The sequence below is a fragment of the Terriglobales bacterium genome (assembly GCA_035567895.1).
Taxonomy (GTDB): domain Bacteria; phylum Acidobacteriota; class Terriglobia; order Terriglobales; family Acidobacteriaceae; genus Gp1-AA112.
The window spans coordinates 1-12,843 of the sequence record DATMPC010000107.1; the positions used below are offsets into that span (position 1 = coordinate 1).

The 12,843-nt window shown below is 56.1% G+C and carries 10 protein-coding genes and 1 tRNA gene; 4 read left to right on the forward strand and 7 right to left on the reverse strand.

The features are described from left to right. From VNX88_23015 to VNX88_23025, 3 genes are all read left to right on the forward strand, one after another. Positions 1 to 1,969 (forward strand): tetratricopeptide repeat protein (locus tag VNX88_23015; protein HWY71557.1); only part of this gene is annotated, 1,969 nt, incomplete at its 5' end. Next, complete coding sequence (locus VNX88_23020; GenBank protein ID HWY71558.1) at positions 1,953 to 2,645, forward strand: tetratricopeptide repeat protein; 693 nt, start codon at positions 1,953 to 1,955, stop codon at positions 2,643 to 2,645. The genes VNX88_23015 and VNX88_23020, both read left to right, overlap by 17 nt. After that, positions 2,642 to 3,109 (forward strand): hypothetical protein, encoded by a 468-nt coding sequence (locus tag VNX88_23025; GenBank protein ID HWY71559.1) that lies wholly within the window; start codon positions 2,642 to 2,644, stop codon positions 3,107 to 3,109. The genes VNX88_23020 and VNX88_23025 overlap by 4 nt, the downstream gene beginning before the upstream one ends. A gap of 804 nt (positions 3,110 to 3,913) precedes the next feature. On the opposite strand, the gene VNX88_23030 is transcribed toward VNX88_23025, so the two are convergent. The 5 genes from VNX88_23030 to VNX88_23050 form a co-directional block, all read right to left on the reverse strand. Then, positions 3,914 to 3,991, reverse strand: a tRNA-Glu gene (locus VNX88_23030). 456 nt (positions 3,992 to 4,447) lie between these two features. Beyond that, the gene (locus VNX88_23035) at positions 4,448 to 4,750 is read right to left on the reverse strand and encodes a hypothetical protein (protein ID HWY71560.1); all 303 of its coding nucleotides are present in this window, start codon (positions 4,748 to 4,750) and stop codon (positions 4,448 to 4,450) included. A gap of 107 nt (positions 4,751 to 4,857) precedes the next feature. Next, a complete protein-coding gene (locus VNX88_23040) occupies positions 4,858 to 6,459 on the reverse strand; it encodes a radical SAM protein (GenBank protein ID HWY71561.1) in 1,602 nt (533 codons plus the stop codon). A gap of 39 nt (positions 6,460 to 6,498) precedes the next feature. Then, the gene (locus tag VNX88_23045) at positions 6,499 to 7,395 is read right to left on the reverse strand and encodes a fatty acid desaturase (GenBank protein ID HWY71562.1); all 897 of its coding nucleotides are present in this window, start codon (positions 7,393 to 7,395) and stop codon (positions 6,499 to 6,501) included. 1,030 nt (positions 7,396 to 8,425) lie between these two features. After that, complete coding sequence (locus VNX88_23050; GenBank protein HWY71563.1) at positions 8,426 to 8,719, reverse strand: YsnF/AvaK domain-containing protein; 294 nt, start codon at positions 8,717 to 8,719, stop codon at positions 8,426 to 8,428. Positions 8,720 to 8,823: 104 nt separating this feature from the next. Between VNX88_23050 and VNX88_23055 the strand changes: the two genes are divergently transcribed. Next, positions 8,824 to 9,426, forward strand: a complete 603-nt coding sequence (locus tag VNX88_23055; protein ID HWY71564.1) for a hypothetical protein — start codon at positions 8,824 to 8,826, stop codon at positions 9,424 to 9,426. Between the two features lie 3 nt (positions 9,427 to 9,429). Here the strand turns inward: VNX88_23055 and glyS are convergent, their stop codons facing one another. Together glyS and VNX88_23065 are read right to left on the reverse strand one after the other, a co-directional pair. Further along, the gene (glyS, locus tag VNX88_23060; protein HWY71565.1) at positions 9,430 to 11,574 is read right to left on the reverse strand and encodes a glycine--tRNA ligase subunit beta; all 2,145 of its coding nucleotides are present in this window, start codon (positions 11,572 to 11,574) and stop codon (positions 9,430 to 9,432) included. A gap of 282 nt (positions 11,575 to 11,856) precedes the next feature. Then, positions 11,857 to 12,807 (reverse strand): glycine--tRNA ligase subunit alpha, encoded by a 951-nt coding sequence (locus VNX88_23065; GenBank protein HWY71566.1) that lies wholly within the window; start codon positions 12,805 to 12,807, stop codon positions 11,857 to 11,859. Positions 12,808 to 12,843 lie beyond the last annotated feature (36 nt).

Here is a 12,843-nt window from a genome sequence, read left to right on the forward strand (position 1 = left end):
CTTCACCAAAGGCGGCTTTCCCAAACTGGTTCTGGAGTCAAAGCGGGAGTTCGCGTCCAAGTATGGACTGCAGGGCGAATACTGGAAACACTTCAAGCCCGAAGATTCGCCGCAGGTGCTCGCCTACGTGAAGACGAACCTAAAGGATCTGGCGACGCATTATCACGCGCAGTATCAAAACACGCAGGAAGCGGGCGAGAAGCTCGCCAATTATAACGAGGCGCGGCGCTGGTACGGCGACTATCTCGATTCGTTCCCGAAGGACGCCGATTCGCCGACAATCAACTACCGGCTCGCGGACCTCCTGCTCGAGAACCATGATTTCGGCGAGGCAGCAAAGCAGTACGAGCGCACGGCCTACGGATATCCGCCGAACCCACGGTCGGCAGGCGCCGGCTACGCCGCGGTCTACGCATATCGCGAGCAGCTGAAGGCTGCTAGCCCCGCGCAGCTGGATGTCGTCAAGCGCAACACGATCGCTAGCTCGCTCAAATTTGCCGACGCGTTCCCGCAGCACGAACACGCCGCGGAGGTCCTCGGGGCGGCCGCCGATGACATGTACGAAGTGAAGGATTACCGTCCGGCGGTCGAGGCGGCGCAGCGCCTCATCGATCGCTATCCAAACGGGGAAGCGGGCATCCGTCGCTCAGCGTGGATTGTCGTTGCGCACGGCTCGTTTGAACTCGCTCAGTACCCTCAGGCCGAGAAGGCATACACCCAAGTGCTGGCAGTCACACCCAACGATGACAAGTCGCGCGCCGCACTCGTCGACAACCTCGCAGCCTCGATCTACAAACAGGGTGAGCTCGCAAGTAAGGCGGGGGACGACCGCGCGGCGGCCGATCATTTTCTGAGGATTCGCTCGGCAGCGCCTACGTCCACTATCCGTCCAGGTGCCGAGTACGATGCAGGCGCCGCACTCATCCGACTCAAAGATTGGACGGCCGCAGTGAACGTGCTGGACGCATTCCGTAATACGTTCCCGGATCACAAATTGCGGCTCGAGGCCGACAAACAGATTGCCCACGCCTACCGGGAGAACGGCCAGTTGTCGAACGCCGCTGTGGAATATGACCACATCGCCTCCAAGTCCGACGATCCCGCGTTACGTAGCGAAGCGCTTCTCGTGGCAGGCGACCTCTATGAGAAATCCAACGCCCGGGATCGCGCCTTGGATGCGTACATCCGGTACGTCAACGAATTTCCCAAGCCGCTCGACACTGCCCTCGAGACTCGCTCGAAGATCGCCGAGATGTACAAAGCGGCGAATGACGATTCGCACTATCAGGATGAGCTGAAGAAAATCGTGAGCATCGACGCGACTGCCGGGTCGGAAAGAACCGGCCGGACGAAGACGATAGCGGCCCGTTCGGCGCTGGTCCTCGCAGAACGGCTCTACCAGGATTTCGTGGTCGTGAAGCTGAAGCAGCCGTTCGAGATCAGCCTGAAGGAGAAGAAGCAGCGGATGGACCTCGCCATCAAGGGCATGAGTCGGCTGGTGGACTATGAAATCGCCGACGTGACCGCAGCCGCCACGTACTACATAGCAGAGACCTACTCTGACCTCGGACACTCACTCCTGCAGTCGGAGAAGCCCACCAATCTGAGCGCGGCAGAGCTGAAAGATTTTGAGGAGGCCCTCGATGAGCAAGCATTTCCCTTCGAGGAGAAAGCCATCAATGTACACGAAAAGAATATGGAAATGCTGCGGACCGGCGTCTTCAACGATTGGACAAAGAAGAGTCTGGAGAGGCTCACCGAGCTGATGCCAGGCCGCTACGCGAAACCCGAAATGAGCATTGGCTTCCTCACTGAGATCGAAACTTACGCATACCGATCGCCGTCGTCGCAGGTTCCAGTACCGACAACGGGCACTGCCGACACGACGCCAAGCAAGCCCGATCAGCCGGCGCAGCCGACACCGCAACCCGCAGACAAAGGAATGGTGAAACATGGGACTTCGCAATAAGACTCGCGCCATGAAAGCGATTTGTCGTGGGATAGCGTGGTTGGCCGTGCTTCTCGCCCTGGGCTGCGCACCTGAAGCGCGACGTACAGCGAAGGCCGGGTCGACGGCGAAACCTCCGGTGGAACCGCCAACCTTGTCCGTGGACATCCAGCGGGATGCAAGTGGGCTCACCTTCACGCAGCACGTTCCCGTAACGGACCAAGTACGCGCCGACTACGAGGCGGCGGTGCACATGCTGGAGCAAGCAGATTACGATCAGGGCATCGCCTTGCTGCTCAAGGTGACCGAACAAGCGCCTGCATTAACGGCAGCCCAGATTAATCTCGGCATCGCGTACGAGCGCAAAGGCGACCTCGACAAAGCCGAGGCCAGTCTGCGTAAGGCACTGGAATCCAATCCACAACACCCCGCCGCCTACAACGAACTCGGTCTGGTGCAGCGGCGCAAGGGAGAGTTCGCGAAGGCGCGCGCCAGTTATGAGGCGGCGCTCGCACAGTTTGCCGATTTTCATTATGCGCACAAGAATCTTGCCATTCTGTGCGACCTGTATCTCGGGGATTACCCCTGCGCACTGGAGCATTACGAGGCGTACAGCCGACTCGTTCCGGACAACACCGACGTCCAAAAATGGATTGCCGACCTTCGCAACCGCAAAGGCCGAAAGGAGAAGCCATGAGCCGACACTTATTATTCGTACTGATGATGGCGAGTGCCGTCGCGCTGGCTGCCGACAAGCCCAAGACCCAACACGCCGACGCTGCCGCCGCGACCCAGAAAAAGAAGGAGGCAGGGCAGAGAGGGACGGAACGCGCGCAGGCAAAGACAGAACCGGCACAGCGAGGGAGTGAGGAGCCGCAGGCAAAGATGGAAGAGGCACAGGGACAGGCTGAAAAGGCGCAGGTAAAGTCAGACGAAGGCGCGAAGCTGACCTCCGTCCCCGATGCAAAGGCGCTCGGCATGTCCATCTTGGGCAATCAAGATGCGCCCAAGTCGTTGGTTATCGTTCCCTGGAAGAGCTCGGAACTCGGCGACTCGCCGGGCATCTCACCGATGCTCGACGACTCCAGGCAGCCCGTAGACAAGGAAGTGTTCATGCGGTCGCTGCGCTACTACGAGATCCGGTCGAAAACGAAGCCGTGAGAACGGTGTGCACGTCGTTAAGCGAGAACATCGTGCGAAAAATTCCTAGTGACCCGTGGGTTAGAGTCCCGCCGATCCCGCCACTTTCTTTTTTTTGCAGGTTGTCCGCTCCGCTCTGCTTGTCGCTAAAGATCTTCTACTCTCTTGTCTAAATTTTGACCGACCTGTAGTGTACGAAGTTTCCGATAGCCAGCCAAAACTGACCAGTCTGTCATACGACAAATGCACGCAATCTGGACGTTTCATCCAACAGCACTGTGATCGGAGCGTATGAGCCAGCGTTCGGAGGTATGCTTGGCCATTTCTTTCATGGTCTCAAATCGCACGTTGTGCAATCGTCCGCTCGGCTTACCGCGCATAGGCAAGGAGTCACAGCCTCTCTTAAAAGAGTCCTGACTCCAATCTGATTGAGCCGGGTGCATCGGAACCGGAGCTTTGGAGGGTTTGCTCTTCGGCTTTCCAATTTCACCACACCTCCAAGTACGACGAACATAGAGCTGGTCGAGCATTTCACGATCCCAAAGTGGCACAGGAATTGTTGCGCCATGCCTCGTTCTCAATCACGATGAATCCCTACGCGCAGGCGGTCACCGAGAAGAAGCGCGACGCGCAGAGCAAAGTGGTGGAGATGGTCGCCTAGCGCGGCGGGTCGACAGCTTCGGGCAACGCGGCAATCAATTGTCTGGAGAGGTGGTGTAATGAGGCGGTCGGGGAAAGAGCCTAAAGTTGCACTCGAAGTGTGCAAGAAGCTTGTACCAACTTTGTACCAGCGAGTTGCGGCGGCTTCGGAATTTGTCAAATGTATGGCGTCCCCGACGGGATTTGAACCCGTGTTACCGCCGTGAAAGGGCGATGTCCTAGGCCGGGCTAGACGACGGGGACTCGTTGACTCCATTGAGTTTAACAGGTTCCTCGGCGGCTTGCCCGCTTTGTACCGCGGTACCAGGCGAAGGCTGTGGCAGCCAAAGGCTTCACGCAATTGCCTTGGATGCCGCAACCTTATTCTCAGCGAGTGCTTGCGCATGCCAATCGAGCGTGAGTTTCAACGTGCTGTGCCGCATGAGTTCCTGAGCTGCTTTCCACATCCTTTGTCGATTCCCACCGCCTTGAAGCGAAACTCCGTCGGAATGTGGTGCCAGCCGAAAACTGCTGGCCTTATTCCGAGTCGGTCGTCTACTGGCTTGATGTGGTATCGAAAAGCCACGGAGAGAGAAATTGGGTGTTTCCCTCTCTCTCTACTCTCTCTCTACTCTCTCTCTCTACTCTCTCTCTCTACTCTCTCTCTACTCTCTCTCTCTCTCTCTCTCGACCCGTTCGGTTGCAACCGGCGGCAAAGACTTAATCGTCCGGTGCCTTGAAGATATTGCATCGTCGTGGGGCGAGTTTGGCGGGACTTTTTTCTACGCGAGAACGGATCTGGCCGATCGCTCGCTGCAGCCTGTCGCTGCCGCGAGGGAAATCGACGGCATTCCCAATCACGATTTTTTGTGTCTTGCCCGTCACTGGATTTGTTCGGCGATAAACCAAGACCGTTCTATTGCTTCGTTTACCTCCGAATAGAACTGCTAGCCACACTTTCTTGATGATTCGCTGCTTACATACCGGACTCGCAGATTCAGGATCGAGAGAATAGTTGCTCATGCGGCCTCCTTGAGGCCGGTTAGCCCCGGCGTAGAAGACCCTGGACGGAGATGTACGCAAGATTCTTCTTAATCTAGGTTCTCGTTGTCGAACAGAAACGGAAGCAGTCAGTCACGTAGGTTTTCCTGTGCTAGTCCGAGCGTTCGTTGAGTATTGAGGTCATCGTGCCATGCCGTGGCTTTCGACGCAGATGCCGTGTTCTTCCTAGTGCCGACGTCCAACTGTGGCATTGGTTTTGCCTGGAATAGGCGTCGGCAGGGTTTCGCCAGCCATGTCGCCAATTTGGTTGCGCGAGCTCTCCGGGCGCTGTCGGTGGCTATGCCTGTATTCGCATACATTTGCCGGTACAGTTTCGAGATGAAAACCAGAATGAGCCGGGACTTGAATGACGTGGCGCAGCTTGATCGTTTCCAAATTGAAGCGAAGCTGTAGAAGCGGTCCCAGACTCCCTGCGTCAGCACGCGCAGTTCGTCTGAACTCATAGTTGGATGCGGCATGAACATCTTGGGCCGGATTTCGTGAGGAATGAGCCAATATCGCGTGAGCGGGATTCCCCCGACCGTCTGCATTTGGTTACTTTGTGCCTTCTCCCACCGTTCGAAGTCAACTGTTCCGGGAAACGGTGTGAGCATTACGAATTGAGCGAACGCCAAATTGGCTCGTTGTGCAACTGCAAGAGTCACATCGAAAGTGCCCTCACGATCGCTGGGCAATCCAAAAATAAAGGAGCCCAGAACGTGGACTCCATGCGCGCGAAAGGTTTGCAGTTGACGAACCAGGTTTTCTCCCGACTGATTGAAGTCCTTGTAAACGGCCTTCAGTCCTTCTGGAGTAACGGCCTCAACTCCGACCAGTGCCCCTTTGATATTCGCTCTCTTCATTGCAATAAGGAATTGAGGATCTTCCGCGGCTTCCATCGTGATCTGCGTAAAGAAATTCATGTCTGCCGGCAGATCGGCGAGCCGATCCATGAGTTCGAATCTCTCATCGCGAATGCGTCTTAATTCCGCGACTCGTTGCTGGTTGTTTTGCCGCTCTGCAAGCTTTAGATCAGTCATCGAGACAGGATAGAAATTGTCGTCGGCGAGGGCTATGAACCTGAATCCTCGGCGCCGTAAATCAACGATCTCTTCCACTACAACATCTGTCGAGCGTTGCCGAGGCCGCTGGCCATCGGTTCGCCACACCGAGCAAAACGAGCAGTGCTTGGGACACCCACGAACAGTCTGGACTGAAGCCCACATGTAGCGGTTCGGCGGCAGAAGGTCCCACCGCGCAGCTTTGAACTGGCCAGCTTCAACACGACCGCCTTCGTAGATTCTTTTGAGTTGGCCATTCGCACAATCAGTGAGTGCAGCGCCCCAAGCCAGGTCGCCATCTCCGCGCACCACAGCGTGCGCTCCGCCTCGCTCAAATGCCTCTTCGGGGTAGAGTGTTGCGTGGATACCGCCAAAGACCACGCGGGCGCCGCGTTCGCGCGCGCTGCGGCCAACTGCGTAGCCGCGCAAAGCATTGCCGGTGTGAATCCCGATTCCAACGATGTCTCCCGCTTCCACTTGGCGTACATCCAGCTGCTGCAAAGTCTCGTCGCAGAGTTGTGGATCACCGAAGCTACTGGGAGTTGCTGCCGCGAGCACGTAAAGCCATCTTGGAGTGATGACAGCTACTCCAAAAGCGGAGTCACTGGGATTTACAAGGTGCACTTTCACGGTGTTGTGGGATCCTTTCTCAGCCGTCTTTTCTGTCTTCTATGTGAGCGGAGTACGTTTTCCGGCCAGAGACTGCCGAACTGCAACCAGTACTTCGCCTTCATCGTCTTGTTCAGGTCGCGGACGCTTGATGTCCCGGGCAAGGCCCAGCATGCGCAACGCAGAGATTCCATACCAATTCAGATCGACCTCGTACCAGGCAAGTCCATGTCGTGCCGACTGCGGCTGTGCGTGGTGATTGTTGTGCCAACCTTCACCGAAGGTAAGGATCGCGACCCAGAAGCTATTCTTGGAATCGTCGCCAGTCTGAAATCGCTGCGACCCCCACATGTGCGTAGCGGAGTTCACGAGCCATGTGAAGTGGAGACCGATGACGGTCCGCAGAAAAATACCCCACATCACAAATGACCATCCGCCTAGAACGAGCAGGAGCACGCCAAGCGTGGTGAGAGGAATCCAATGCCAACAGCTGATCCAGACATGAAACTTGTCTCTGCGAAGATCGGGGACATAGGGCAGAAGCTCGGCGGCATTGCTATGCATCGCCTGGCCCGTCATGATCCAACCCATATGGGCCCATAGACCCCCGTCGCGGGGCGAGTGTGGGTCCCCCTCCTGGTCGGTGTTCTGGTGATGGACGCGATGCGTGGCCACCCAGAATATCGGCCCACCTTCAAGAGCCAAGGTTCCGCACACCGTGAGAACGTATTCCACCCACTTGGGAGTTTTATAGCTGCGATGCGTGAGCAGGCGGTGGTAGCCCATGCCAATACCGAGGCTTCCGGCGACCCACCACAGAACGAGCGCCAGTAACAGCGCTTTCCAACTGAACATGAAGAGTGCAGCTACCGCGCCGATATGGAAGAGGACCATGAAGGAGGTGGTAATCAGACTGACGGGCTGCGTGAACGTGCGGTCGCCGGCAAAGATGCTCATCCGTTCCCCGTTTCGCCAAATAGTGGCGCTTTGTTAGATACCGAACATAAGGGAGGTCGGAGGCGCGTTTTGTAATAGTTGTGTAATTCCCCGGGCGTCAGATGTACGCGGCAGCATCGGTGGGATCCGAGAATGGTGCAGAGGTCGCGAAGACCATCTCGACCCGGGCGATGTGAGCTAAAGGATGCAGTACGGTATAGCTGGTCAATATTGAGCAGACTGCCACCTCGAACAATCCCTAAACTCAGAAAAGCAGGCGACTGTTTAATGGTGGTATCCAGAATCACTCGCTGTCCTACGTGTCTCGGAGTTGGCGTAGTGACCTTTCCAAAGGTCTGCCCCACGTGCCTTGGGAAAGGAACTGTGAGCGGTAACGCGCAGGCAAGCCCGCACTAGCCGCGTACTCTCTTTGGACAAATCGCGCGTAATGTTCCATTTCTGGAAGTTTTTAGCCTGTGATTAGAACACTAGCTGAATTGGAATGCCGCGATGGGGCACACTATCCGGTTTCGGGCGTAGCGACAAAAAGCCGGAGCGGCGATGCGCTCCGGCTTCCTATGCCGCTGATCTAAGCTGCTTGTGGCTGAGAGGCATCCGATCCATGCTGTCTCACCAGTTTTGTTGTAATTCCTATTACGAGAAACGACGACGCCCACTGGCCTACGAACAACGCCTAATTATCTTGCTTTGCAACTTTTAAGATTAGAGAAGCTGCCATCGACCCGAGGGCCAATCCTAGAAAGACAGACGAGGGAACTTGCTACGTAGCCCTTTCGATTGTTCCCGTAAACTGATCTTCACGTGCTTCGCCTTGAAATACTCTTGTTGTCATTTAAGACCTCTTATTTGACTGGCTAGTTTGTTGGTAAAACTCCTAGTGCCCAGAGTTAGGCAACGGTTTTTTTGTTCGGACGTTGGTTCACGCTGGCCTCATCTTCGCGGTCCGCGTGCAATTCCTCGCGCTTGACTTGCTCATTCACTTGTCGCGATTCCTGCATTTTCTTCTTTCCAACCCTTACTTCCTCTTTGACTACCGGTTTCTTTCGACACGCACCTCTTCTTCCGACAGCGGGACACGTATCTCCTGATTCGATCCAATCGCTTCGGAAGCCGGAGTGCCGGCTTGTGCAGGTATTCGGTCGATAACCAGTTCTTCACGTGTCACGGGAACCTCAACCGTCTGATTTTCGGTAACCACTTCCTTCCGGAACCGAACTTCCCCTTTTGAGACCCGTTCTTTGTGAACACGCAGAACTTCGCTAAGAAGTTGAATGCGCTGTCCGCCTTCGAGGCCGTCTGGTTTGCTGCTGGCATTTTGGCCGATATTTGGCTCAACGTTCGCGCCGTGCGCTCCCGTCCAGCGCTATGTTCAGGTGCCCTCGGCTTCGCCGCATCTGCGAGGACATCGGCATAAAATAAACTGCAAACATGGCAGATCGCCTCTACCTCAGCCTCTGGTTCCCCAGCTTCGACGAACCGGATATCATGCCGCGCACCTTGGCTGTCCTCAAGCAGTTCCCTTATTCCAGTTCGCAACCGGGCATTCGATATCTCGGCATACATGCTATCTCGTGGAATGAGCCGCTGGTCTTCGAGCAAACGTTCGACGCGCGCGTGACTCCGGAGCAGGCTATCGAAATCGCCACAGAGCACGTGCATAGCGATCACGCTTACGAGCTCGAGGCCATGTGGGACCTGTGGAGTCCCGAAATCGTTGGGGGACTTGATACTACTTGGCGGCTCCAGCCGCAGCCGGTGAAATTCCTCCTGCACGGAACAGACTTCGAAGACGGAATCTTCCAGGAGGACGGACACATCGAGATCGATTTTGGACTCGACACTCCTTTCCTGCACGAAGAATTGGAACTCGATGAGCTTAGCGAGGAGCGCGTAAAAGCCAACGTGCAGAAGCTGGTCGCGTTTACTTCCGCCGTCGAGAAGAATGCCGGAATCAGAGGCCGCATCTTATGGTCCGACTCTGAAGAGAATCTGGTGCAGAAGCTGATCGCGCGATTGCAGAAGGTGCAGTAGCCGCTAAGCGCTGGCAGCTTTTTCCGTAACGATCTCGGAGAAATCGGCAATCTCCGAAAAGCTGCGCTGCATAGTCGCGAGCAGTGCGAGACGGTTTGAGCGAAGTTTATCGTCTTCGACCATCACCATCACCTTGTCAAAGAAGGTGTCCACTACGGGACGAAGCTGCGCGATGTGGTTCAGAGTTTCCTGGTAGTGTCTTCCCTTGCGCAGCGATAGAACTTTGTCGCGAGTTTCTGTCACTCGAGCGCCAAGCGCCTGCTCGGCTGGTTCTTTTAGATGGTCGCTCTTGAATTCATCCGGCCATTTTTTTCCACCTTCGCGGGCCTGGCGAAGGATATTCTTGATGCGCTTGAATGCTGTCGAGATCGCGATGAAGTCATCCGTAAGGCGAACCGCACTCACAGCTTCTGCACGCTGTATGGCATCCACAACGTGATTTGCATCGGCGCTCAATACCGCATTCACAACATCGTAGGCAAACCCGCGGACGTCGCGCAGATAGAACTCCAGGCGTTCGCGTAAGAACTGCGCAATGGCAGTGTAGGTCTCTTCGAGGTCGCGAAGCTTACCCTGCAGCTCCGTGGCGGTGCGGTACTGCTCCAATGCAGCACTGAAAATTTCTTCGAACGATAACGGCAGGTTATGTTCTGCGAGTATGCGAACGATTCCATTCGCCTGCCGGCGCAGGGCAAACGGATCCTTCGATCCGCTGGGCTGAAGACCAAGCGCAAACATTCCCGCGATGCTGTCGGCTTTATCGGCCGTGGACACGATTGCGCCTTCCAATGAGCGCGGCGCCGGATCTTCCGCTGATTCCGGACGATAGTGGTCGTAGATCGCGTCGGCCACGCCTTCGGGATGGCCTTGAGCCCTCGCGTACAGACCGCCCACGATGCCCTGCAGTTCCGTGAATTCTTTCACCAACTCTGTCGTGAGGTCGGTCTTCGCCAGCAAGGCAGCCTTGTCTGCGGTTGCCTTGGATACGGTAACTCCCTTTTTCGCCAGCGCGTCAATCAGCGATGAGACGGCGGCGCGGATTCTTTCCGTTTTGCTCCAGTAACTGCCTAGATCCTTCTGGAAGGTCACACTGCGCAGCATCTCGACGCGTTCCATAAGAGGAATCTTCTGATCGGTCTGCCAGAAGAACTGCGCGTCGTTGAAGCGTGCACGCAGTACGCGCTCGTTGCCATGGCGGATCACTCCATCGCGATCGCCGTCAGTATTCAGCACGGCAAGAAAGTGCGGAGCTAGTTTCCCACTCGCATCTTCCACAGCAAAATATTTCTGGTGATCGCGCATCACGGTCACGAGAACCTCCTCCGGCAGCGACAAGAAAGCGCGATCAAAGCTGCCGAGGATCACTCCGGGAAATTCTGTCAGGTTCACGACCGTATTGAGCAGTTCAGCATCCTCCCGCCAGCAGGCTCCGCTCACCTTGCGCGTCTCCGAGTCGAGAGCTTTGCGAATTTGCGTAAGTCGCTCTGCGGGATCGGCCACTACCTTGCTCGCCTTGAGTTCTTCCACGTATTCATTAGCGCCCGAGATGGTCACCGGAGCTGCGGTAAGAATGCGATGGCCGCGCGAGCGATTACCGGCCTTCACGCCCGCATATTCAAGCGGAAGGGATTCGTCGTCCAACAACGCCACAATCCAGCGCACCGGACGCACGAAGCGTTCGGGTTTGAAGGCGCGCCAGTACATGTTCTTCGCCCAGTAGAGTGCATTCAACTCTTTCGGCAGAGCTTCCGCCAGGATCTCAGCCGCGCTTCGGCCTTTGCGTACTACGGTGGCTGCGAGGTACTCGCCCTTCGGATTTGTAATCTTTTCCAGCTTGGCAATATCCACTCCGGCCTTGCGCGCAAAGGCTTCAGCCGCGGGAGTTGGATTCCCATCTTTGAACGCGACCTTGGTCGCTGGGCCGATCAATTGTTCCTCGACGTTCGGCTGTTGTGATGAAACGTGTCGTGCCAGTACTGCGAGCCGGCGCGGCGTCGAGAACGAGGAGATCGCGGCTTCGGCGCGCTGAACGGTCAGGCGCTCGCGCTGCAGCAAATCGGTGACTCGCTTCCCGAACTCTTCGCGAGCCGCGTCGAGCATGCGTGCTGGAATTTCTTCGCAGCCGATTTCGATTAGGAGGTCAGACATTGATGAGGTTCTTACCGCGGAAATAATGATTCCAAACGGACAAAACTCTAAAGACTGTCATCCTGAGCCCTTCTTTTGGGCGAAGGATCTCCCGGGATGCTTCAAACGTGCTTGCTGGATACTGGTTTTTCGGCCAACACCCTCGTGAAAGAGCCGGGACGCGGCGCTCAAGTCCGATACATCGCGGGAGATCCTTCGCCCAAAAGAAGGGCTCAGGATGACAGTCTCTTGGAGTCGTGTGCTGGTCAAGAGCCTGGGTGCCGGCGACAATCGTCACTCGCATCAAGCAGCCGCTTCCCGACCTGAAATCTGCTGCTGATCAAGATATGCCTTGGCAACGCCCACAGCCAAAGCACGAATACGCGCAATCACTCCCACACGCTCCGTCACGGAAATCGCACCGCGAGCATCAAGAATGTTGAACAAGTGCGAACACTTCAGGCAGAGATCAAAGGCACCCAACACCGGATAGCGACGCACATCTTTGACCGCTGCTCCCGCTTCCGCAGTTTTCTTCTTCATCGCGGCATAGCCATCAATCAGCGCTTTGCATTCAGCTTCGTAGAGCTGCAGATGCTGCCAGGCCTTCTGAACATCGGCCAACTCGAAGTTATAAACCGAAAGTTGGAGCTCCTCCGTAAGTCTCACGTCACCATACGTGACAGTTTTGCCATCGGCCCCGCGCGTCCACACGATGTCATAGATGCTGTCAACATCCTGCAGAAATGCCGCGAGACGTTCGAGACCATAAGTCAATTCGGCAGAGATCGGATCCAGATCAATTCCGCCGCATTGCTGGAAATATGTGAACTGAGTGATCTCCAGGCCATCGAGCATCACCTGCCATCCGATTCCCCACGCACCCAGCGTCGGCGACTCCCAGTTGTCTTCCTCGAACTTGATGTCGTGCTTGCGTAGATCAATGCCAATCGCCTGGAGCGAGCGCAAATACAGCTCCTGAACATCGTTCGGTGGCGGCTTCAGTATTACCTGAAGCTGAAGGTGCTTGTACAAACGATTGGGATTCTCGCCGTAACGCCCATCCGCCGGACGCCGAGAGGGCTGAAGGTACGCCGTGCGATACGGCTTAGGTCCAAGCACGCGGAGAAATGTCTCAGGAGCCATAGTGCCGGCGCCGACTTCGATGTCGTAAGGCTGCTGGAGCACGCATCCATAGTCAGCCCAGAAGGTCTGGAGCTTGAGGATAAGTTCCTGAAAGGTTGGCGGCGACAAAAAGCTTCTGAGCTCCTAAGCTTCTAAGCGGCATAG